This is a genomic window from Williamsia sp. (assembly GCF_016462415.1).
Classification (GTDB): domain Bacteria; phylum Actinomycetota; class Actinomycetes; order Mycobacteriales; family Mycobacteriaceae; genus Williamsia_A.
On sequence record NZ_JAEMTF010000014.1, the window covers coordinates 1 to 21636 of the forward strand.

General features: G+C 69.5%; 22 protein-coding genes. 10 read left to right on the forward strand and 12 right to left on the reverse strand.

What is annotated here, in order from left to right:
• Positions 1 to 1012, reverse strand: a 1012-nt coding sequence (gene zapE / locus JHC79_RS05605; protein ID WP_296389167.1) for a cell division protein ZapE, incomplete at its 3' end; no start/stop codon positions are given.
• Between the two features lie 34 nt (positions 1013 to 1046).
• Between zapE and JHC79_RS05610 the strand changes: the two genes are divergently transcribed.
• From JHC79_RS05610 to msrB, 4 genes are read left to right on the forward strand one after another with little or no spacing between them, the layout of a single operon-like run.
• Positions 1047 to 1769 carry a pyrimidine reductase family protein gene (locus JHC79_RS05610; RefSeq protein WP_296389168.1) on the forward strand — a complete coding sequence of 241 codons (723 nt, stop codon included), beginning with the start codon at positions 1047 to 1049 and terminating at the stop codon, positions 1767 to 1769.
• Between the two features lie 50 nt (positions 1770 to 1819).
• Entirely contained in the window at positions 1820 to 3394 is a 1575-nt protein-coding gene (locus tag JHC79_RS05615; RefSeq protein ID WP_296389170.1) for an alpha/beta hydrolase, read from the forward strand.
• A 51-nt stretch (positions 3395 to 3445) separates the two neighbouring features.
• Positions 3446 to 4639 carry a glycosyltransferase family 87 protein gene (locus JHC79_RS05620; RefSeq protein ID WP_296389172.1) on the forward strand — a complete coding sequence of 398 codons (1194 nt, stop codon included), beginning with the start codon at positions 3446 to 3448 and terminating at the stop codon, positions 4637 to 4639.
• Entirely contained in the window at positions 4636 to 5058 is a 423-nt protein-coding gene (gene msrB, locus JHC79_RS05625) for a peptide-methionine (R)-S-oxide reductase MsrB (RefSeq protein WP_296389174.1), read from the forward strand. Before JHC79_RS05620 ends, msrB begins: the two co-directional genes overlap by 4 nt.
• A gap of 75 nt (positions 5059 to 5133) precedes the next feature.
• Here msrB and hemQ read toward each other — a convergent pair whose 3' ends face one another.
• Genes hemQ through hemE form a run of 3 tightly spaced genes read right to left on the reverse strand, consistent with a single transcriptional unit; the run spans position 5134 to position 8286 of the window.
• The gene (gene hemQ / locus JHC79_RS05630) at positions 5134 to 5829 is read right to left on the reverse strand and encodes a hydrogen peroxide-dependent heme synthase (RefSeq protein WP_296389176.1); all 696 of its coding nucleotides are present in this window, start codon (positions 5827 to 5829) and stop codon (positions 5134 to 5136) included.
• Entirely contained in the window at positions 5826 to 7232 is a 1407-nt protein-coding gene (locus JHC79_RS05635; protein ID WP_296389178.1) for an FAD-dependent oxidoreductase, read from the reverse strand. The genes hemQ and JHC79_RS05635 overlap by 4 nt, the downstream gene beginning before the upstream one ends.
• Positions 7233 to 7245: 13 nt before the next feature.
• Positions 7246 to 8286, reverse strand: coding sequence for a uroporphyrinogen decarboxylase (gene hemE / locus JHC79_RS05640; RefSeq protein ID WP_296389180.1), 1041 nt, complete (start codon positions 8284 to 8286; stop codon positions 7246 to 7248).
• Positions 8287 to 8359: 73 nt separating this feature from the next.
• Between hemE and JHC79_RS05645 the strand changes: the two genes are divergently transcribed.
• Entirely contained in the window at positions 8360 to 8953 is a 594-nt protein-coding gene (locus JHC79_RS05645; RefSeq protein ID WP_296389181.1) for a DUF3000 domain-containing protein, read from the forward strand.
• Positions 8954 to 8965: 12 nt separating this feature from the next.
• Positions 8966 to 10270 carry a ribonuclease D gene (locus JHC79_RS05650; protein ID WP_296389182.1) on the forward strand — a complete coding sequence of 435 codons (1305 nt, stop codon included), beginning with the start codon at positions 8966 to 8968 and terminating at the stop codon, positions 10268 to 10270.
• 4 nt (positions 10271 to 10274) lie between these two features.
• Here JHC79_RS05650 and dxs read toward each other — a convergent pair whose 3' ends face one another.
• The 3 genes from dxs to JHC79_RS05665 form a co-directional block, all read right to left on the reverse strand.
• A complete protein-coding gene (dxs, locus tag JHC79_RS05655) occupies positions 10275 to 12248 on the reverse strand; it encodes a 1-deoxy-D-xylulose-5-phosphate synthase (RefSeq protein WP_296389183.1) in 1974 nt (657 codons plus the stop codon).
• Positions 12249 to 12340: 92 nt separating this feature from the next.
• Entirely contained in the window at positions 12341 to 13675 is a 1335-nt protein-coding gene (locus JHC79_RS05660) for a TRAM domain-containing protein (protein WP_296389185.1), read from the reverse strand.
• Entirely contained in the window at positions 13672 to 15699 is a 2028-nt protein-coding gene (locus JHC79_RS05665; RefSeq protein ID WP_296389187.1) for an APC family permease, read from the reverse strand. Before JHC79_RS05665 ends, JHC79_RS05660 begins: the two co-directional genes overlap by 4 nt.
• Before the next feature lie 90 nt (positions 15700 to 15789).
• Between JHC79_RS05665 and JHC79_RS05670 the strand changes: the two genes are divergently transcribed.
• Positions 15790 to 16455, forward strand: a complete 666-nt coding sequence (locus tag JHC79_RS05670) for a TrkA family potassium uptake protein (protein ID WP_296389189.1) — start codon at positions 15790 to 15792, stop codon at positions 16453 to 16455.
• A gap of 82 nt (positions 16456 to 16537) precedes the next feature.
• Entirely contained in the window at positions 16538 to 17197 is a 660-nt protein-coding gene (locus JHC79_RS05675; protein WP_253663341.1) for a TrkA family potassium uptake protein, read from the forward strand.
• On the opposite strand, the gene JHC79_RS05680 is transcribed toward JHC79_RS05675, so the two are convergent.
• Positions 17187 to 17816 carry a DUF3159 domain-containing protein gene (locus JHC79_RS05680; protein ID WP_296389241.1) on the reverse strand — a complete coding sequence of 210 codons (630 nt, stop codon included), beginning with the start codon at positions 17814 to 17816 and terminating at the stop codon, positions 17187 to 17189. The two genes, JHC79_RS05675 and JHC79_RS05680, sit on opposite strands and share 11 nt — an antisense overlap.
• A 64-nt stretch (positions 17817 to 17880) precedes the next feature.
• Positions 17881 to 18252, reverse strand: coding sequence for an OB-fold nucleic acid binding domain-containing protein (locus JHC79_RS05685; protein ID WP_188492396.1), 372 nt, complete (start codon positions 18250 to 18252; stop codon positions 17881 to 17883).
• A 102-nt stretch (positions 18253 to 18354) separates the two neighbouring features.
• Here JHC79_RS05685 and JHC79_RS05690 point away from each other — a divergent pair, with 102 nt between their 5' ends.
• Positions 18355 to 19113 (forward strand): alpha/beta hydrolase, encoded by a 759-nt coding sequence (locus JHC79_RS05690; RefSeq protein WP_296389195.1) that lies wholly within the window; start codon positions 18355 to 18357, stop codon positions 19111 to 19113.
• On the opposite strand, the gene JHC79_RS05695 is transcribed toward JHC79_RS05690, so the two are convergent.
• Positions 19101 to 19994, reverse strand: a complete 894-nt coding sequence (locus tag JHC79_RS05695; RefSeq protein WP_296389197.1) for a DUF3710 domain-containing protein — start codon at positions 19992 to 19994, stop codon at positions 19101 to 19103. The genes JHC79_RS05690 and JHC79_RS05695 overlap by 13 nt on opposite strands.
• Positions 19995 to 20000: 6 nt before the next feature.
• Entirely contained in the window at positions 20001 to 20501 is a 501-nt protein-coding gene (gene dut, locus JHC79_RS05700; RefSeq protein WP_296389199.1) for a dUTP diphosphatase, read from the reverse strand.
• 22 nt (positions 20502 to 20523) lie between these two features.
• Here dut and JHC79_RS05705 point away from each other — a divergent pair, with 22 nt between their 5' ends.
• Positions 20524 to 21039 (forward strand): DUF3093 domain-containing protein, encoded by a 516-nt coding sequence (locus tag JHC79_RS05705; RefSeq protein ID WP_296389200.1) that lies wholly within the window; start codon positions 20524 to 20526, stop codon positions 21037 to 21039.
• Positions 21040 to 21112: 73 nt separating this feature from the next.
• Here JHC79_RS05705 and JHC79_RS05710 read toward each other — a convergent pair whose 3' ends face one another.
• The gene (locus JHC79_RS05710) at positions 21113 to 21412 is read right to left on the reverse strand and encodes a DUF4193 domain-containing protein (RefSeq protein WP_188492388.1); all 300 of its coding nucleotides are present in this window, start codon (positions 21410 to 21412) and stop codon (positions 21113 to 21115) included.
• Positions 21413 to 21636: the final 224 nt, after the last annotated feature.

Sequence of the window (21636 nt, forward strand, 5' to 3'; positions counted from 1 at the left end):
AGGTGGCCTTCTCGGCGAAGCGGGACAGCGCCAGCAGCCGCGACGTCGCGCGCAGGTACTTCTTGCGGTAGCCGCCGGCCAGCATCTCCTCGGTGAAGATCTCGTCGAGTTTGCATCCGGAGACCATCAGCGGGATACCCGCGTCGTAGAGCCGGTCGGCCAGGACGACCATCCGCAGCGCGACGGTCTGGTCCGACGCCGGGTGCACGTTCGACACACACACCAGGGTCACCCCGTCGACGAGTGCCTTGTACTTGGACGGGTGCAGCTTGGCGAGATGGGCGCACAGCTCGTCGAAGTCGTCGAGGGTCGCACCCTCGGTCTTCTCTGCCAGGGCGCGCAACTCCTCGTCGGAGGCCGGGTCGGGCGCAGGCGGGAGATCTCGGTGGCGGTAGTCGGGACCGTCGACCCGGATGGTCTCGAACACACCGGAGAGCTTTCGGATCTCGCGCAGGAAGTCCTGCGCGGCGAAACGACCCTCACCGAGCTGCCCGGGCAGCGTGTTCGACGTGGCCGCGATCGACACTCCCTGCGCGGTGAGCTCGGTCAGAAGTCGTGACACGAGCATGGTGTCGCCGGGATCGTCGAGTTCGAACTCGTCGATGCAGATGACGCTGTGCTTCGACAGTCGCTCGACCGATGCGGTGAACCCGAGCGCCCCGACGACGTGGGTCACCTCGACGAACGTCGCGAACGCCTTCGGCTCGGGCATGAGGTGGTAGATCGAGGCGAGCAGGTGGGTCTTGCCGACACCGAAACCGCCGTCGAGGTAGATGCCGACGCCCTGGCTCGGGCTGCGCTTGCCGAGCATGCTGCGTTTGCCCTCGCGCGCCTTGCGCGCCTTGGTGACGAACTCGCGCCCGGCGTCGACCGCCGCAGACTGACTCGGTTCGTTCGGGTCGGGGATGTAGCTCTCGAAGCTCACCTCGTCGAACATCGAGGGCGGGACCATCTCGTCGACCAGAGCCTCGGGCGGCACCTGGGGAGTGCGATCGCTCAACCGTGCCGTCATGTCCCGACAGTAGCGACGCCGTAAGAATGATCTCGTGTACCTCTTGGATAAAGCGACCCAGCTCACAGTCGACCGCGCGAGGCTGACCGACCTCTACGCCCATCCGCCGGCCTCGGACCTCGACGGCAGATGTCACGTACGCGCCAACATGGTGACGTCCCTCGACGGTGCCGCCATGGTGGGCGGGGTGTCGGGTGCTCTCGGAGGCGACGGCGACCACGAGATCTTCGAACTCCTCCGTGACCTGTGCGATGTGGTGCTGGTCGGGTCGGGCACCGTCATCGGCGAGGACTACGGACCCATCCGCGGAGATTCCGACGCCGACACCGCGCCCCGGCTGGCGATGGTGTCGGGCTCGCTGAGCATCGACCCGGACCAGGCCAGCGTCGCCGCCCCCACCACCGTGATCATGACCTGCGCGTCGGCTCCCGAGGACAACCGTCGCCGACTGCTCGACGCCGGGGCGACGCTCGTCGACTGCGGTGAGACCGAGGTCGAGCTCCCGCGTGTGCTGTCCGCACTGGCCGAGCGGGGTCGCCTCCGGGTGCTGTGCGAGGGCGGGCCGGGGCTGCTGGCGAACCTGTACGCCGACGACCTGGTCGACGAGCTGTGCGTCACGATCGGCCCCGCCATCGTCGGCGGCTCGTCCGGCCGCATCACGCACGGTCCCGACGGCGCGCCGACCCGACAGATGCGCCGGGCGCACGTGCTCGCCGACGACGAGGGCTACCTGTTCACCAGGTGGGTTCGCGCCTAGTGCGCACGCACCCACACCGGCACCTCCGAACGAGCCACTAGGCTCGCGGCATGCGCTCTGTCTTGCCGGTTCGACTGCTGTGCGCGCTGTCGGTGGTCGTGGCGCTGGCCGCCGGGTGTGCCGTCGGCCCCGACACCGGTCCGGAGCTGGTCATCGACAACGGCAACGACGGCAACGGACCGGCGTCGAGTGCAGGACCTCCCCCACCACCGCAACTGACCGCGCCGAACGCCGACCTGGCGTGGAAACCGTGCGCGAGTCCGGTCACCGCACGCTTCGGTCTGCCCGCCGTACCCGCGGGTGTGCTGGTCGACTGCGCCGAGTACCAGTCGAGCATCACCCCCGGCGTCGCCACCGTCGACTCCGTCGTCGTCTCCGCCGTCCGCGTCCGCCTGGCCGCGACCCCCGCCGCGGCCGCACCCCTGGTCCTCACCTCCGGCACCGACATGCCGTCGGCGCTCACCGCCATGCTGCTCGCCTCCGCCCCCGGCCGCTCGCTGCTCGCCGACCACCCGATCGTCGCCGTCGACCGCCGCGGGATCGGTGAGAGTTCCCCGCTGGACTGCCTGACCGTCCGCGAGCGCAATTCGCTGCTGGACAACGGTTTCGACAGCAGCGACGTCGCCGGCGGCACCGCGGCCCGACAGCAACGACTGATATCCACCGCCGCCGAGGCCGCCGACGGGTGTTCGGAGACGATCAGTCCGTACCAGGTGGCGTTCACCGCCGCGAACGCCGCGAGCGACATCGAACGGCTCCGCACGATCTGGAAGGTCGACCGGATCGGGCTGCTCGGCGTCGGGTCCGGGTCCGATGTCGCGCTCGCCTACTCGGGGCTCTACCGCAACCGTGTGGGACGCATCATCCTCGACACCCCGACCCCCTACCTCACCTCGGCCCGGGCACGCGGGCAGCAGCTCGCCGCGGGAACCGACGCGGCGCTGGCCCAGTTCGCGACCGTCTGCGCCGCCGCGCGCTGCGCGCTGGGGTCCGACCCACGCAGAGCCATCAACGGCCTGATCCAGCAGGCCGCGCGGGGGCAGCTCGCAACACTCTCCGACGCCGACGTGCTGAGCGCGCTGACCACCGAGTTGGCGCTGACGACCTCCGACCGCGCGGCGACCGTGTTCCGGGTGGCGTCGCTGCTGCAGTCCGCCGTCACCGGTGACGTCGCCCCGCTCACCGCGGCGGTCGCTCGCGCCCGGGCGATCCGCGGTGGCGACGGGCAACTGCTGTCCCGCTGCAACGACACGTCGCAACCTGTGGGCCAGAACGAGATCGGCGACCTGGTGACCTCGTGGACCCAGCAGTACCCACTCACCGGCGCCGACACCGCGCTGTCACTACTGCGCTGCAACGGGTGGCCGGCCGGCCCGGCCGCGCCGCGACCCGCCGGTTTCGACGTCGCCGTGCTCGTGCTCAACGGCGGCACCGACACGATCAACGGCGCGACCGGCGTCGGCGCGGTCGAGCCGCTCGTCCTCGCCGCCAGGGGGACCTCGAGCACCGTCACCTGGGATGGCCTGGGCTACTCGGTCGCCGCCCATTCCGACTGCGCGGCCGACATCGTCGGGCGCTACGCGAACACCGGCACCGTGCCGGACACCGGCGCCTGCCCCTCCTAGTCCTCGGGGTGCCGCGGGCAGATCGGGCGCGGGCCGTAGTACGGTTCGCGGGTGCCGGTTGCCGACAGACGTCTGTTCCCGACCATGGACGTACCGCGGATCGCGTCCGTGGTCCTGTGGCCGATCTCCGTACTCCTGATCATCCAGCGGTCGATCATCCTCGGGGTCAACGGCGATCGGACCGATGACTTCACCCCGGTCTACAACGCCGCCCTGCGGTTCCTGCGCGATCAGCCGGTGTACGCCGAGAACTACAACACCGTCGACCCGCACTACCTGTACCCGCCGTCGGGGACGCTGCTCATGGCACCGTTCGCCTACATCGACCCCGAGCGAGCCCGCTGGTTGTTCATCGCGGTCTCGGTCGTCGCACTGATCGTCTCGGCGTGGTTGCTGGTCAAGCTGTTCGGTTACGCGGTGTCGTCGGTGGCCTTCCCTGCCGTGCTGTTCTTCTTCTTCAGCACCGAGACGGTCGCGCACACGCTGATCTTCACCAACTTCAACTCGTTCGTGTTGCTCGGCGAGCTGGCGTTCATGCTGCTGGCCCTGCGCCGACGGGATCTGTGGGCCGGTGTCCCGCTGGGCATCACGTTCGCGGTCAAGCCCGTGCTCGCGGTACTGCTCCTGCTGCCGCTTCTGAACCGTCAGTGGAAGGTGTTCGTCGGGGCCGTCGGTGTCCCGCTGGTGCTGACCGCCCTGGCGTGGCCGATCAGCGTCGACCCGATGTCGTTCGTCAAGCGGACCGTTCCGTACCTGACCGAGGCGCGCGACTACTACAACAGCTCGATCGCGGGCAACGGTGCCTACTTCGGGGTGCAGTCGTGGCTGATCTACGTGCTCCGCATCGCCTTCGTGCTGATGGCCGTGTTCAGCCTGTGGTTCCTCTACAAGCACTACCGCAGGACCGACGAGCTGCTGTGGATGGCGACGTCGTCGGGTGTCCTGCTCGGCACGTCGTTCCTCGTGCTCGGACTCGGCCAGGGCTACTACTCGATGATGCTCTTCCCGCTCCTGATGACCGTGGTGCGTCCCGGGTCGGTGATGCGCAACTGGCCCGCATGGCTCGGCGTGTACGGCTGCATGACGTTCGACGCTTTCTATTCGACGCGCTGGGCGGCGTTCGGTCGTGCCCTGGAGTACAACAAGGTGACCTGGGGCTGGTCGCTGTTGATGATCGTGGTGTTCTGCGTCCTGCTCTTCCGTCACCTCGACCTCCGACGCGATCGCGCTACCGTAGAGGTATGACTACCGAGTCCAATGCAGGCCCCACCGGGATCGAACTGACCGACGAGCAGTGGCGCGAGAAGCTCACCCCCGAGGAGTACCGCGTGCTGCGGCAGGCGGGTACCGAGGCGCCGTTCGTCGGCGAGTACACCGACACCACGACCACCGGTGTCTACCGCTGCCGGGCGTGCGACGCAGAGCTGTTCCGCAGCGACCAGAAGTTCGAATCGCACTGCGGTTGGCCGTCGTTCTTCAGCCCGCTGGCTGGCGAGGCCATCATCGAGAAGGTCGACCGCTCGATGGGCATGAAGCGCACCGAGGTGCTCTGCGCGAACTGCGGCAGCCACCTCGGACATGTCTTCGAGGGTGAGGGCTACGACACCCCCACCGACCTGCGGTACTGCATCAACTCGGTGTCGATGCGCCTCGAAGAGGCCTGACCCGGCTCCCCCTGTCGGCTCGTCCAGGGGCGCTCATCACGCCTTCGGCGTCGGTGAGCGCTCGTCGAAACGCGCTCAGGGCAGCGCGCTGACCAACTGCTCGACGTCGACGCGTGGACCCGTGAAGAACGGGGTCTCCTCGCGCACGTGCATCCGCGCTTCGGTGGCGCGCAGATCGCGCATGAGGTCGACGATGCGGTGCAGCTCCGGCGCCTCGAACGCCAGCAGCCACTCGTAGTCGCCGAGGGCGAACGACGAGACGGTGTTGGCGCGGACGTCCTTGTACTCACGGGCGGCCATGCCGTGGTCGGCGAGCATCTTTCGGCGATCCGCGTCGGGCAGCAGGTACCACTCGTAGGAGCGCACGAACGGGTAGACGCAGATGTACCGACCCGGTTCCTCGCCGGTGATGAACGCAGGCAGATGGCTCTTGTTGAACTCGGCGGGCCGGTGCAGCGCGACGTTGCTCCAGACGGCGTTGCTCGCGCGTCCGAGCGCGGTGGTGCGACGGAAGTCGGCGTATGCGCGCTGTAGGTCCTCGACGTCGGTGGCGTGCCACCAGATCATGAAGTCGGCGTCGGCCCGTAGACCGGCGACGTCGTAGAGACCGCGGACGACGACACCGGTGGTCTCGAGCTTCTCGAAGAACGTGCGGGTGTCGGCGATCAGCTCGTCGCGGTGCTCCGGGAGCTCCCCGGGGCGGACCGAGAAGACCGAGAACATGAGATAGCGGACCGTGGAGTTGAGTTCGGCGTAGTCGAGGCGGGTCATGGCTCCATCGTGCCACCGGGGCCCGCGCCCGCCACCGCGAGATCGGTCACCACCTGTTCGACGGCGACCCCCGCACGGGCGATGCAGGCCGGCACGCCGACCCCGTCGTAGGCCGAACCGCACAGGGCCAGGCCCGCCGGGCGGTGTGCGGCCACCTCGGCGACGAGGTCGCGGTGCCCCGGTGCGTAGCGTGGCAGCCCGACCGGCCAGCGCTGGACGGCTGCGTCGATCACATCGCGCGACGTCACCGCGGGTCCGGAGCCGCTCAGTTCGACGATCGTGCCCAGATCGGTGATCGCGGCGTCGATGAGATCCCGGTCGGATGTGTCGTCCACGGGGTCACCGAACCGCCCGAAGGACGCCCGCACGAGTCCGGGCCCGGCGGACAGGTGCGACCACTTGCGCGACGACAGGGTGATGGCCTTTGCCGTCGTCGCCTCGCCGGTGGCCACGAGCACACCGGAATGGTCGGGCAGGTCGACACCGGGTGCGACGGCCAGCAGGACCAGGGCCGAGCTGGCGGTCTCGATGCGTCGCAGTGGTGCGGCGAGGGCGGGCGCGCCGACCGCGAGCAGCTCCGCCGCCGCCGGCGCGGGCAGCGCGACGATCACGGCGTCGTAGCCCACCTCGTCGATCGTCCACCCGTGGCCATCGGGGATGAGAGCGCCGACCGGATGATCGAGATGCAGACGGGCGCCGGAGGTCTCGACCAGTCGGTCGACGAGGAGCCGGTATCCCCCGTCCAACGCCCCGAACACCGGTGCGCTCGACGACGGCGGCAGCAGCGAGGTGACCGCGGCGCCGAGGCTGTCGGCACCCGCGTCGAGGCGGGCGGCCAACTGCGGCAGCGCCGCACGCAGGCCGATGTCGTCCGACCGGCTGGAGTACACCCCCGACAGCATGGGATCGACACTGCGGTCGACGACCGAGCGACCGAAACGGTCGGCGACGAGGTCTCCGATCGAGACATCGCCGTCCGAGGACCAGTCCAGACCGCGCGTGGCCTCACCGAGCATCCGCTCCCGGTCGGCCGGGACGATCAGCTCGGCCACCGCCGACACGTCGGCGGGGACACCCATGAGGGTGGGCCGGGGCAGCGGATGCAGGCGACCGCCGGCGAGCACCGCGGGCCGACGGGTGGTGGGCGTGACCACGTGATCGGTCAGACCCAGCTCCTCGATGAGAGCGACCGCCTCCGGTCTGCGCACGATGAACGACTCGGCGCCGGAATCGAGGAGCTGACCGTCGAGGAGCTGGGACGCGAGCAACCCGCCGGGCGAGGGCGACGCCTCGTACACGTCGATCACGGCCTCTGGCCCCAGACGCTGTCGGAGGCGTAGGGCGGCGACCAGACCGGACACCCCGCCGCCGATCACCGCGACGCGCGGATCGGTATCGGTCATCGCGTCACGCGGTTCACAGCGAGTGGACCAGCTCGACGATCTTGGTCAGCACGTCGGGATCGGTGGCGGGCAGGACGCCGTGGCCGAGGTTGAAGATGTGCCCGCCGGCACCGGCGGCCACCGCCCGATCCCCCTCGGCGACGATGCGGCGCACCGACGCGGCGACGGTGTCCCAGGAGGCGGCGAGCATCGCGGGATCGAGATTGCCCTGCAACGCCTTGCCCCCTCCGACGCGGCGACCGGCCTCGTCGAGCGGGATCCGCCAGTCGACGCCGACCACATCGGCGCCGACGTCGCCCATGGCGTGCAGGAGCTCACCGGTCCCGACCCCGAAGTGGATACGGGGGCGACCGAAGTCGGCGACCTCGGCCAGCACCCGCCGGCTGTGGGGGGCCACGAAATGCTCGTAGTCGGCCAGCGACAACATCCCCGCCCAGGAGTCGAACAGCTGCACCGCGTCGACCCCGGCCTCGAGCTGGACACGCAGGAAGGTGATCGTGATGTCGGCGAGCTTGCCCACCAACTCATGCCACGTGTCGGGCTCACCGTGCATCAGTGCCTTGGTGCGCTCGTAGTTGCGGCTCGGGCCGCCCTCGACGAGGTAGGACGCAAGCGTGAAGGGTGCCCCGGCGAATCCGATCAACGCGGTCTCGTCGTCGAGCTGCTCGCGGATCGCGCCGATCGCGTGGCCGATGGACCCCACCGCCGCGGGGACCAGCCGCGGTAGCGCGCGTACCGCGGCGCGATCGCGGACCGGGGAGGCGATGACCGGGCCGGTGCCGGTGACGATGTCGAGGTCGATGCCCGCGGCCTTGAGCGGCACGACGATGTCGGAGAAGAGGATGGCCGCGTCCACGTCGTGCCTGCGGACCGGCTGCATCGTGATCTCGGCGACCAGTTCGGGGTCGAAGCAGGACTCCAGCATCCCGCGGCCGGCGCGGATCTCCCGGTACTCGGGCAACGAGCGTCCCGCCTGCCTCATGAACCACACGGGGCGACGGCTGGGTCGCTCTCCGGTCGCGGCGGCGATCAACGGCTTCCGGAGCTGGGTCATCACGGTGCCAATGCTGCCACGGCTGCGGCGCGCCTCCTACCTCCGGCCACCCGGGCCGCCTACGGTCGCTCGTGTGACCTCACCCGGGGCTTGCGCGGAGCCTGTCGATTTCCGTAGCGCTGTCGACTCGATGCACCAGGCCCGTATCCGTCCGGAGATCGAGGTCGGCAGCATCCGACCGCCGCAGCGCCTGGCCCCCTACAGCCACGCACTCGGCGCCGAGGTGCGCCAGCCCGAACCCGACGGCGAGGTGCCCACCGACTCCGAGGGCAGCGCCTTCGGACGGCTGATCCTGCTGCACGACCCGGACGGCCACGAGGCCTGGAACGGGACGATGCGCCTGGTCGCCTTCGTCCAGGCCGAGGTCGAGGCTGCACTCGCCACCGATCCCCTGCTTCCCGAGGTGGCCTGGAGCTGGCTGTCCGAGGCCCTCGCCGACACCGAGATCACCGCGCTCGGAGGTACCGTCACGTCGACCACCTCGGTCCGGTACGGCGACATCTCCGGTCCGCCCCGTGCGCATCAGCTCGAACTCCGCGCGTCGTGGACGGCCACCGGGATCGCCCTCGCCGGTCATGTCGAGGCGTTCTGTGAGGTCCTGTCGTCCGCAGCGGGGCTTCCGCCGACCGGGGTCACCAACCTCGGCGTCGGCACCACCGCCCCGTAGACAAGGCACCCGATGACCGAATCCGGTCCCCCCGACGTCCCCACACCCGAGGACGAGTCCGTGGACTCCCCCGTGGTCGACGAACCCGAGATCACCCCGCTCACCGAACCGGCCGACGGTGTCCCGCCCGTGCTCAGCACACCGGCGGAGTTCGCCGACGCTGGCGCCCGCCTCGCCGGCGGTGAGGGGCCGATCGCCCTCGACACCGAGCGCGCCTCCGGATTCCGCTACTCCGGTCGGGCCTACCTGATCCAGATCCGCCGTCGCGGGACCGGATCGTTGTTGATCGACCCGATCGACCATCCCGACGCCCTCGGCCCGGTGATCGCGGCGCTCGACGGCCCGCAATGGGTCCTGCACGCCGCCGACCAGGACCTACCGTGTCTGCGCGAACTCGGGTTCGTGTGTGCCGACCTGTTCGACACCGAACTCGGCGGGCGCCTGCTCGGCATCCCCCGGGTCAATCTGGCGGCGATGGTCGCCCACCACCTCGGGCTCGGACTGGCCAAGGGGCACGGTGCCGCCGACTGGTCTCGTCGGCCGCTGCCCGATGACTGGTTGAACTACGCCGCTCTCGACGTCGAGGTGCTGGTGGAACTGCGCGACGCGGTGGCCGCCGAGCTCGTCGCGACGGGCAAGGACACGTGGGCGGCGCAGGAGTTCGACCACGTGCGGACCAAGCCCGACCCCGCACCACGGGTGGATCGCTGGCGGCGCACCTCGTCGCTGCACACGGTGAAGTCGACGCGCGCGCTGGCCGCGGTTCGCGAATTGTGGACCGCGCGTGAAGAAATTGCCGTCACCCGTGACATCGCGCCGGGACGGGTGCTGCCGGATTCGGCGATCGTCGCCGCGGCGCTCGCCGCCCCGCGCTCCGTCGACGAACTGACCGCGCTCCCGGTGTTCGGCGGGCACCGACAACGCCGTCAGGCCCGACGCTGGCTCGACGCGCTCGAGCGTGCCCGTCGCCTCCCCGATTCCGAACTCCCACCGCGCTCGGCCGGCGGCGTGGGCCTGCCTGCGGTCAACCGGTGGGCGGGACGCAATCCCGAGGCGGCGCAACGCCTCTCGGCTGCGAGAACCGCGCTCGCGGCGACATCGGAGCGCGTGGGTACCCCCGTGGAGAATCTGCTCCAACCCGATCTGCTGAGGCAGATCTGCTGGGACGGGGTGGCCGAGCCGGTCACGATCGAGGCGATCGATGAGCGACTCGCGCAGGGTGGGGCCCGACCGTGGCAGCGGGATCTGTGCGCGCCGCTGCTCCTCACCGCGTTCACCACCCCACCCGAGGCGGACGAACCCGCGGCCGAGGCCTGAGCGGCTACTGCTGTTCGGCGCGGCGGCGCTCAGTGGACCGGGCGTCGGTGGACCGGGGATCGGGCGTTTGGGGGTCGGTCACGTCGTCGACCGGGGACGACGACTGCATCGTCGACACCGTCGAGGTGATGGTCCGGGCGATGTCCTGCGCCGTCAGTCCCAGATCGCCGAGCAACTCACCCCGACTGCCGTGGGTCAGGAACTCCTGCGCGATCCCGAGGTTGTGCACCGGGACGTCGAGACCGGCGCCGCGCAACCGGTCGCCGATGGCCGATCCGACGCCGCCGTGCACGCCGCTGTCCTCCACGGTGACGACCAGTCGGTGCGTCCGGGCGATCTCGACGATCGAGTCGGCCACCGGGAGCACCCAACGCGGGTCGATGACCGTGGACTCGATCCCCTGCCGCGCCAGGCGTTCGGCGGTGTCGACGGCCAACGCGCAGAACGCACCGACGCCGACGATGAGGACGTCGGAGGCCTGCGGAGAGGAGCGGTAGAGGACATCGGTCCCGTCGGAGAGCCGTTCCACGGAGCGGATGTCTTCGGGCACAGCGCCTTTGGAGTATCGCAGGGCGGTCGGACCGGTGTCGGTGTCGAGCGCCTCGCCGAGTTCTTCGCGCAACCGGACCGCGTCGCGGGGTGCGGCGACCCGGAGCCCTGGAACGAGCGCCATGAGCGACAGGTCCCACATGCCGTGATGACTCGGGCCGTCCGGACCGGTGACGCCCGCGCGGTCGAGGACCAGGGTCACCGGCTGCTTCAGCAGCGCGACGTCCATCAGCAACTGGTCGAAGGCGCGGTTGAGGAATGTCGAGTAGATGGCGACGACGGGATGCATCCCACCCAGGGCCAGACCCGCGGCGGACGTGAGCGCGTGTTGCTCGGCGATGCCGACGTCGAACAGACGATCCGGGAAACGCTCGCCGAACGGCGCGAGGCCGGTGGGGCCGGCCATCGCCGCGGTGATCGCGACGATGTCGTCGCGGCGTGCACCGGCCTCGAGCAGGGCGGCGGAGAACACCGACGTCCAGTCCTGGGGCGGCACGCTGGTGGCACGCCCGGTGAGCGGGTCGCTGATACCGATGGCGTGCATCTGGTCGGCCACGTCGGCCTCGGCGGGTGCGTATCCCATGCCCTTGCGGGTCACGGTGTGCACGATCACCGGTCCGCCGAACGACTTTGCGTGCGCGAGAGCGGTTTCGAGCGCCTCGAGGTCGTGGCCGTCGACGGGTCCGACGTACTTCACGCCGAGGTCGGTGAACATGGCCTGCGGGGCGAGGAAGTCCTTGATGCCGCTCTTCATGCTGTGCAGTACCGCGTAGGCGAGCGATCCGACCATGGGCACACCGGTGAGCATGCGGCGACCGTCGTCGAGGAGTTTCTCGTAGCCCGGCTGCAGTCGGAGTCCGGCCAGGTGACTGGCGAGGCCGCCGATCGTCGGCGCGTACGAACGCCCGTTGTCGTTGACCACGACGATCAGCGGGCGGTCGCCGGCGGCGATGTTGTTCAGCGCCTCCCAACACATGCCACCGGTGAGCGCCCCGTCGCCGACCACGGCGACGACGTGACGCTGCTCGTCGCGGAGCTCGAAGGCCTTCGAGAGTCCGTCGGCGTAGGACAGCGACGCCGACGCGTGCGACGACTCGACCCAGTCGTGCTCGCTCTCGGCACGCTCCTGGTAGCCGGTCAGACCGCCGCGCTGGCGCAGCGTGTCGAACTGGTCGCGGCGGCCGGTGACGATCTTGTGTACGTACGACTGGTGGCCGGTGTCGAAGATGACTGCGTCGGACGGGGAGTCGAAGATCCGATGGATCGCGAGCGTGAGCTCGACCACGCCGAGGTTCGGACCCAGGTGTCCCCCGGTGGCCGCGACCTTGTCGATGAGGAACGCGCGGATCTCGCCGGCCAGATCGACGCACTCAGCGGCCGACAGGTCCTTGAGGTCCTGCGGCGAACCGATCCGATCCAACACACCCATCGACGCTCCTTCCACGTGCGTTCGGCCAGTCTACGGAAAGCCGGGGGGCCTGCGGCGCCGTCGTCACGTGTCGTGGCCCACCGTGGCGGAGTTCACCGGGTCGGGACGAGTGCCGCGATCGCCTCGACGTGGTGCGTCATCGGGAAAGCGTCGAATCCCTCGATCTCGGCCGGTCGGTACCCGAGATCGCGGTAGGTGCCGAGGTCGCGGGCAAAGGTGGCGGCGTCGCATCCGATGTGGACGACGAGGCGCGGCTCCGCGGCACAGATCGCGCCGACGACCCCCGCCCCGGCGCCCGCACGCGGCGGGTCGACGACGACGATGTCGGGCGCGTCGAGGGTGTCGACGGCATCGGCGACGGGTGCCCGGACGATCCGCACCCGGTGGTCGCCGGCGAACGTGGCCTCGGCTGCGGCCACCGCGGCCGTGTCGGCCTCGACGACGAGCACGCGATCGAGACCGTCGACCGAGTCGACGAGTTGACCGGCGAAGACCCCGACACCGCCGTAGAGATCCCAGGCCACGCGTGCGGACGGGGCGTAGGCCTGCGCCATCGACACGATCGTGGCGCCGTAGCGGGACGGTGCCTCGCGGTGGGCCTGCCAGAACGCGGTGACCGGGAGGTCCCAGCGTCGGTCGTCGACGCGGTGCACGGCCATCGCATCGCCGGCGATCACCGTCTCCACGCTGCGGGGTCGGGCGGCACGCGAGCGTTGGGCACGCCCGCGGTCACCGCTGTAGGACCGGTTGCTGCGTCGGCGTCCCTGCCGGTCGCGGGTCCGTCGATCCGACGGCTCGGGTGGCCCCTCCGAGGTGATCTCGGTGAGGTGGCGGGCTCCGTCGTCATCGCGCACCACGACGAGCTCGGATCCGGGACGGTATCGGTGCGCGGTGAGGTCGGCGAGCAGACCGTCGACGGGTTGCGCGCAGTCGACACCGACGACGATCGCGTCGGAGGCGTGTACGTGCATGCCGGGGGTACCGGTGGCGTCGACGCCCATCCGTACCCGGGTGCGCCACCCGGTGGGCGCCCCGAGCGAGCGGACCGGGACCTCGAACTGCCCGGCCTCGAACCCGCCGACCCTCTCGAGCAGATCACTGATCACGAGGCTCTTCATCGTGCGAGCGTGGGTGTCGTCGACGAAGGAGAGATCACAGCACCCCGCCCCCGCCGCCGCGGCCGGACACAGCGGGTCGATCCGATGGGGTGAGGGGTCGAGGATCTCGATGACCCGGGCGTGGCAGAACGACGGCTTGCGGGCGTCGGTGACCTCGACGAGCACTCGTTCGTCCGGCAGCGCGTTGCGCACGAACACCGCACGGCCGTCATGGCGTCCGACGACCACACCGCCGTGTGCCGCGCGCAGGCCGTCGATCTCGAACCGGTCCCCGACGGTGACCGTCGTCGCGGGCCGTTGATCGCTCACGAGTCGGCCGGACCGGAGGGTCGGTCACCGGGGACCATGCCGCGGCGGGTGTCACCCGGGGCGTTGTAGACGCGATCGCGGTTCTTGCGCCGGTCCGATGAACTGAGCTGCCACGGAACCGAGGTCACCATCACTCCCGGCTCGAACAGCAACCGTCCCTTGAGTCGTAGCGCCGACTGGTTGTGCAGGATCTGCTCCCACCAGTGACCGACGACGTACTCCGGGATGAACACGGTGATGACGTCGCGGGGCGACTCCCGCCGCAGGCGACGCACGTAGTCGATGACCGGGCGGGTGATCTCGCGGTACGGCGACGCGATCACCTTGAGCGGGATGGAGATGTCGCTGCCCTCCCACTCGGCGACCAGGCGGCGGGTGTCGCGGTCGTCGACGTTGACCGTGATCGCCTCGAGGTTGTCCGGGCGGGTCGCCCGCGCGTAGGCCAGCGCCCGCTTGGTGGGCAGGTGCAGCTTGGACACCAGGACCACCGAATGCGTACGACTGGGCAGGATCGTCTCGAAGTCGGTGTTGTCGAGTTCGGTCTGCACCGACGCGTAATGCCGGTGGATGAGCTGCATCAGGACGTAGATGGCGACCATCGTGACGATCGCGATCCATGCCCCGGCCAGGAACTTGGTGATGAGCACGATGATCAGGACCGTGCCGGTCATCAGCAGGCCGATCGAGTTGATGACCCGCGACCGCTGCATGCGGTTGCGCGCGCTCGGGTCGGTCTCGGTGCGCAGATGTCTCGTCCAGTGCCGGACCATGCCGATCTGGCTCAGGGTGAACGACACGAACACACCGACGATGTAGAGCTGGATCAGGGCGGTGACCTGTGCACCGAAGGCGGCGACGAAGACGATCGCGGCGATGGCCAGGAACAGGATGCCGTTGCTGAACGCCAGCCGGTCGCCGCGGGTGTGCAGCTGGCGCGGCAGGTAGCGGTCCTGCGCCAACACCGAACCGAGGACCGGGAAGCCGTTGAACGCGGTGTTCGCGGCGAGCACGAGGATGAGTGCGGTGACGATGGTGATGAAGTAGAAGCCGGGGGTGAAGTCGCGGAACACGGCGTGCGCGAGCTGCGCCACGAGCGACTTCTGCTGGTAGTCGGCCGGCGCACCGGTCAGATCCTTGGCCGGGTTCTCCACGTACTTCGCGCCGATCTTCTGGGCGAGCACGATGATCCCCATCAGCAGCACGACCGCGATCCCGCCGAGCAGCAGCAACGTCGTCGCGGCGTTGCGCGACTTGGGCTTCTCGAACGCGGGGACGCCGTTGCTGATGGCCTCGACACCGGTCAGCGCCGCACATCCGGACGAGAAGGCCCGCGCGATCAGGAAGACGAAGGCGATCCCGACGAGATGGCTGTTCTCGGCCTTCACGCCGAAATCGGCGGTGTCGGAGGAGACGTCGGTGCCCAGGATGAAGATCTGGATGAAACCCCAGATCAGCATGATCACCATGCCCGCGATGAACGCGTAGGTGGGGATGGCGAACGCGGTCCCCGATTCACGGATACCGCGCAGGTTGATGCTGGTGATCAACACGATGGCCGCGATACAGAACAACACCCGGTGCTGCTCCACGAACGGGATCGCCGAACCGATGTTCTCCGCTGCCGAGGAGATCGAGACCGCAACGGTGAGAATGTAGTCCACGAGCAGGGCGCTGCCGACGGTCAGACCGGCGCGAGGCCCCAGGTTGACCGTGGCGACCTCGTAGTCACCACCGCCGGAGGGGTAGGCGTGCACGTTCTGCCGGTAGCTGGCGACCACGACGACCATCACCACCGCGACGGCGAGACCGATCCAGGGTGTGTAGGTGTACGCCGAGAGGCCCGCGACCGAGAGGACCAGGAAGATCTCCTGCGGGGCGTAGGCCACCGAGGACATCGCGTCCGAGGCGAACACCGGCAGCGCGATGCGCTTCGGCAGCAGTGTGTGTCCGAGTTTGTCGCTGCGAAACGGGGTACCCAGAACCATCCGCTTCGTTGCGACGGACACCTTCGACATTCGGGACACGTGGCAACCATAGGGCGTGGTGGGTCCCCGGGCGACGCGGGGCGGTACGGTTCGATGCGCAGGTCCGAGCGCCTACCGAGGAGGCCGCAGGTGCGGGTTGTGATCATGGGGTGCGGCCGCGTCGGTTCGTCGCTGGCCCTCGCCCTCGAGGACAAGGGACATTCGATCGCCGTCGTCGATCGAGACGAGTCGGCGTTCCGTCGCCTCGGTCCCGGTTTCCGCGGCACCACCGTGCGCGGAGTGGGCTTCGACCAGGACATCCTCCGGTCGGCAGGGATCGCCGAGGCCGATGCGTTCGCCGCGGTGTCATCCGGCGACAACTCGAACATCATCGCCGCCCGCGTGGCACGGGAGACCTTCGGTGTCGAGAAGGTCGTCGCCCGGATCTACGACGCGAAACGCGCCGCGGTCTACGAACGTCTGGGCATCCCGACCGTCGCCACCGTCCCCTGGACCACACAGCGGTTCGTCGCCGCGCTCGGCGAGGGCAGTCCCGCCACGGCGTGGAAGGACCCCTCGGGGTCGGTGGTGGTCACCCTGATGGCGTTCCACGAGTCCTGGGTCGGCCAGACGGTCAAGGCCTTCCAGGAGGAGACCGGAGCTCGTGTGGCCTTCATCAACCGACTCGGCAATGCGCTCCTGCCCGAGCCCCGCACGGTGCTGCAGCAGGACGACAACGTCTTCGTCGCGGTGCTGCGTGACAACCGGGAGAACGCCGCGGCGATCGCCGGCGCGCAGCGGGACGGCGGCCAGTGAACATCTCCGACCACCGGGTGGCTCGCGCCCGGCCGATCCGCCCGTCCGTGGGCGGCACCGTCTCAACCGAGGGAACACGTCGATGAAGGTGGCCATCGCCGGTGCCGGCGCGGTCGGGCGGTCGATCGCCCGCGAACTGCTCAGCAACTCCCACGAGGTGATGCTTCTCGAGCGTCAGCTCGACCACATCGACTCCTCGGCCGTGCCGGGTGCGAGTTGGGTCAACGCCGATGCGTGTGAGCTCGACAATCTCGAACAGGCCCAGTTGCAGACCTACGACGTGATGGTCGCCGCGACCGGCGACGACAAGGCGAATCTCGTCGTCAGCCTGCTGGCCAAGACCGAGTTCGCCGTGGGCCGTGTCGTCGCCCGCGTGAACGACCCCCGCAACGAGTGGCTCTTCGACGAGGCATGGGGTGTCGACGTCGCGGTGTCCACCCCGCGCATCCTCGCCTCCCTGGTCGAGGAGGCGGTGTCGGTGGGTGATCTGGTGCGGCTGATGACGTTTCGGCAGGGTCAGGCCAACCTGGTCGAGATGACCCTGCCGCCGAACACGGCGTTCGCCGGGAAACCGGTACGCAAACTGGATCTGCCGCGCGACGCCGCGCTGGTGGCGATCCTGCGGGGTGGACGGGTGATCGTGCCGCAGTCCGACGATCCGGTGGAGGGCGGCGACGAGCTCGTCTTCATCGCACCCGCGGAGGTCGAGGAGGCACTCCGCGAGGCGATCCTCAATCTCTAGAGGCGATCTCGCCGGTCGGCTCGGAATCGGTGTCGGCCTCGGTGTCGAGCACCGACTCCTCGATGCGTTCGGCCCGGCGCACCAGTAGCACCGTTGCCAGGGCGGCCAGAGCGGTCAACGGCCACCCCATCCCGATACGCGCCGCGGCGAGCAGACCGGTCTGGTCGGAGTCGTAGAGAAACGACTGGACCAGATATCGCACCCCGAACAGGGCGGCCCAGATGGCGGTCGCGATGTCGTATGCGATCAGCGTCCGACGGTGTTTGCGCCAGGCGGTTCCGTTGGCGTTCACCACGTTCCAGATGACACCGACCAACGGCCAGCGCACCACGATGGACAGCACGAACACCCCGGCGTACAGCACTGACGTCCAGATCCCGAACAGGAAGAAACCCTTGGCGTCGCCGGTGCGGTGGGCGATGAACACACAGATGGCGACACCGAACAGCCCGGATACCGCCGGCTGGATCGGTTCGCGACGCAGCAGTCGGAACGCGAGGACGGCGACGGCGACGGCAACGGCCGCGACGATGGCCGGGGTGAGGTCGAAGATCGAGTTGACCGTGACGAAGACGACGATGGGGACCGTCGAGTAGATCAGACCGGCGATGCCGCCCATCTGCTCGAGCAGGGTCGGGGCGACCCGTTCGACCTCTTCCGTCACCGTCGGGTCGGACTCGGGGTCAGTCGTCACCGAGGAGCTCGTAGTACGGGTTGTAGATCACCTTCGCGCCGTCCTTCTCGCCCAGCCGACCGCGGACGGTGAGCTTGCGGCCGGGCTCGATGCCCGGGATGCGATTGCGGCCGATCCACTTCAGGTTCACCACATCGGTGCCGTCGAAGAACTCGGCGACCACACCGGTCTTGGCTGCCTTCGAGCAGGTCTGGACGGAGCGGAGCTCGCCGAGCATGCTGACCTCTTCACCACGCGCGCAGTCACACGCGCGTTGGGCTCCGGTCGCCTGCGACTCCTCGGAGATCTTCTCGGCGTCGAGCTGCTCGAGATCCTCGGTGAGCCTCTTGGTGAGGCGTTTGAGGTATCCGGCTGCGGTCATCTCCACCCTTTCGGTGCCTGCGGCACTGGGGCTGCTCTGCCCCTCTTGCGCCAGCGTAACCCCCGTCCGCGCAACCCACCACCTGCGGGGCAGTATCGCGGTATGACCGACTCCGACACCGAATTCGCGACCGTCTCACCGAGGCCATCTGCCCTGGTCGCGCTGCCGGGAACCGGATCGGACGCCGACTACGCCCGGCGGGCCTTCACGCCGGCCGCGCGGGCACTCGGGCTCGAGTTGATCGCGGTGGACCCCTCGGCCGACGGCATCGAGGTGGGATACCGGAGGGCGCTCGACGCCGCTGCCGCGCAGCACCGACACCTCCTGGTCGGCGGCGTGTCGATCGGGGCGTGCGTGGCACTGGACTGGGCCGTGGACGACGAGCGGTGTGTCGGCGTGTTCGCGGCGTTGCCACCGTGGCTCGGCTCCGCCCACGATGCACCGGCGTCGCACAGCGCGCGGTACACCGCCGAGCTCATCGACCGCCTCGGCCTCGAGGGTGCGATCGCGGCCATGGTCGCGGGCAGCCCGGCGTGGCTCGGCGCGGAACTTAGTCGGTCGTGGTCGGCCATCGGGCCCGTGCTGCGCGCACATCTCGACGAGGCCGCCGTCCTGCCGATCCCGACCCGCGACCGGGTGGCAGCACTGCGGGTCCCGTTGATCATCACCGCGGCGGTGGACGACCCGGTGCACCCGATCGCCGTCGCCCGACGCTGGGCCGAGTGCGCACCGCAGGCGGTCCTGCGGTCGGTCACCCTCGAGCAGTGGGGCGCCGACGCCGCGATCCTCGGACGCGAATGCGTCCGCGGGTGGCTCGCGGCGATCGGCGCGCAGAGTCCGTCGCGGTCTCAGCGACCCTGACGGCGACGCAGGCGTTGCAGAGCCGATCCCGACGAGCGACGGGCCGGCTCGGGCTCGGGTTCGGGTTCCGGTTCGACCTCGGCGACAGGGTCGGCGTCCGGATCGGGCTCGGCGATCACCTGGGCGCGGGCGATCTGCTCCCGCGCGCCCTCCCCCTCGGTCAGCGAGTCGATGACCAGCTCGTCGGCGGGTGTCGACTCCTCGACGGCGTCCACCGTGGCCGCGCCCGGCTCGGCGCCCTCGGTGGCCATGTGTTCCTGGGCGGCGGCGACCTGCTCGGCCAACACCGGCGGCAGGATGACCGGCAACGCGTCGCGCGGTGGGTGTGGATCCGACCCGCGCCGTACGACCGACTCGCTCAGCACCGCACGCGCGACCGGGGCCAGGTCGTCGGCGAGTTCGGGCGGGCCGCTGCACACGCAACGGACCATCCAGCGCGGCCCGTCGACACCGATGAACCGGTGTACCGCGCCGGGGACGGCGGCGACCACCTCGCGGCCCCAGTGACCGTCCTCGATCGCGGTCTGCGCGCCCTCGGTCTGCAACGACTCGACGAGCTCGCCCACGACCTCACGCCACATGCCCGGTGACCGCGGTGCCGCGAACGCGGCGACGCTGATACGTCCGTGCGGTGTGACGAGGTAGACCGCCTGCGGTTGGTGGTCGGCGGTCATCTCCACGGTCACCTGGCCGCCCTCGACCACCGGGACGAGAACCGACCCCAGATCGAGGTGCGAGTTGCCCAGGTCGATCTCGGACGCCAGGTCCTCGATGTCGTACGGACCGCGACCGGCGCCGATCTCGGCGGGTCCGGAATCCGGACCCGTGGCGGGGTCGACGTCGGTGGTGTCCTTGGAACGGGATCCGCGTCGCGCGGCCATATCTCCTCAGCCTTCTTCGTCCGGGGCGGGTCGGTCGGTGTCCGACAGCAGCGCATGTCCGCCGCTGGAACCGTAACCGCCTGCTCCCCTGCTGGTCTCGTCGAGTGAGTCCACTTCGACGAATTCCGGTAGCTCGACCCGCTGCACGAGCAGCTGTGCGATCCGGTCGCCGCGGGCGATCGAGATCGGCTCGCCCGGGTCGAGATTGATCAGGCACACCTTGATCTCGCCGCGGTATCCGGCGTCCACGGTGCCCGGTGTGTTGACGATGGACAGACCCGCGCGGGCCGCGAGACCCGAGCGGGGATGGATCAGCCCGACCGTCCCCACCGGGAGCGCGATCGCGATGCCCGTGGGCACCAGCACGCGTGCGCCCGGGGCCAGGACGGTGTCGATCGCGCTACACAGATCGACGCCTGCATCACCGGGATGGGCGCGTACGGGAGCGGGGATCGTGGGATCGAGTCGCCTGAACGCGACCGTCCCCACCTGCACATCGACTGCCACGAACGCAGACTACGCTGGAGCGGTGGCTTCGTTCTCATCGACCGACGCGAGGAATTCCCCGCCGGTCACCGACCGTTTCAGCGAACGTCTGCGCGTCCCGTGGTGGTGGTGGCTGGCCGCGGCCGTCGTCGTCGGCGTCTTCGGGTACGAGCTGCAACTGTCGCTGCACAAGGTGTCGTGGAGCCCCGTCGTCTACGTGATCCTGGCCCTGCTGGGCGCGTGGATGTTGTGGTCGATGGGACGGGCGCAGATCCGGGTGAGCACCGACGGGGAACTCTTCGCGCACAAGGCGCATCTACCGGCGACGGTGATCACCCGGGCGGCCACCATCCCGGCGACGGCCAAGAGTTCGGCGTTGGGACGTCAGCTCGACCCGGCGGCGTTCATGATGCACCGCGCGTGGGTCAAGACGATGGTCCTGCTCGTCCTCGACGACCCGGACGATCCGACGCCGTACTGGTTGGTCAGCACGCGCCGCCCCGGAGAGCTGATCGCCGCGCTCGGCATGACCGACGCCGCGGCGACCGACGAGGCCTGAGCCGCAACGTTGCCGTGAAACGACGATGCGCCGACCCGCCCGAGGGCGGATCGGCGCATCACCGATATGTGTGTCAGGCGCAGTCGACGCAGATGCGCGAGTTGCCGTTCTCCCGAGCCAGACGGCTGCGGTGGTACACGAGAAAACAACTCGTACAGGTGAACTCGTCGGCCTGCTTGGGGACGACACGCACCGAGAGTTCTTCGCCGGAGAGGTCTGCTCCCGGGAGTTCGAACGACTCGGCGGTGTCGGCTTCGTCGACGTCGACGGACGCGGCCTGCGCCTCGCTGCGACGTGCCTTCAGTTCCTCGAGCGAGTCCTCGCTGAGGTCCTCGGTCTCGGTGCGACGTGGGGCGTCGTAATCAGTTGCCATGGGGTTTCCGCCTTAACTTCAATACTTCCGACTAGCGCTGCCGCCCGGACATCTCACTTGGTGTCCGACGGCGCCATCACTGCCGTCGACCCGGTTTCTTCGAGTCGGCCGCTCTGCCCCAACACAACGACGGTTATGGGCAATTTGTTGCCCGTGCGGAGCGGAACTTCAGTGATGTCTGCCACACCCGGCGAAACCGTGTTTCTGTGGCTGGAACCCGGGGA

Coding starts and splice junctions, on each gene's coding strand:
- JHC79_RS05690 (WP_296389195.1), top strand. CDS start 18,355: ATGACCGACTCCGACACCGAATTCGCGACCGTCTCACCGAGGCCATCT.
- dxs (WP_296389183.1), bottom strand. CDS start 12,248: ATGGGTGTGTTGGATCGGATCGGTTCGCCGCAGGACCTCAAGGACCTG.
- JHC79_RS05685 (WP_188492396.1), bottom strand. CDS start 18,252: ATGACCGCAGCCGGATACCTCAAACGCCTCACCAAGAGGCTCACCGAG.
- hemE (WP_296389180.1), bottom strand. CDS start 8,286: ATGACCCAGCTCCGGAAGCCGTTGATCGCCGCCGCGACCGGAGAGCGA.
- msrB (WP_296389174.1), top strand. CDS start 4,636: ATGACTACCGAGTCCAATGCAGGCCCCACCGGGATCGAACTGACCGAC.
- JHC79_RS05710 (WP_188492388.1), bottom strand. CDS start 21,412: ATGGCAACTGATTACGACGCCCCACGTCGCACCGAGACCGAGGACCTC.
- JHC79_RS05635 (WP_296389178.1), bottom strand. CDS start 7,232: ATGACCGATACCGATCCGCGCGTCGCGGTGATCGGCGGCGGGGTGTCC.
- JHC79_RS05680 (WP_296389241.1), bottom strand. CDS start 17,816: ATGGGCGGCATCGCCGGTCTGATCTACTCGACGGTCCCCATCGTCGTC.
- hemQ (WP_296389176.1), bottom strand. CDS start 5,829: ATGACCCGCCTCGACTACGCCGAACTCAACTCCACGGTCCGCTATCTC.
- JHC79_RS05675 (WP_253663341.1), top strand. CDS start 16,538: ATGAAGGTGGCCATCGCCGGTGCCGGCGCGGTCGGGCGGTCGATCGCC.
- JHC79_RS05695 (WP_296389197.1), bottom strand. CDS start 19,994: ATGGCCGCGCGACGCGGATCCCGTTCCAAGGACACCACCGACGTCGAC.
- JHC79_RS05615 (WP_296389170.1), top strand. CDS start 1,820: ATGCGCTCTGTCTTGCCGGTTCGACTGCTGTGCGCGCTGTCGGTGGTC.
- JHC79_RS05650 (WP_296389182.1), top strand. CDS start 8,966: ATGACCGAATCCGGTCCCCCCGACGTCCCCACACCCGAGGACGAGTCC.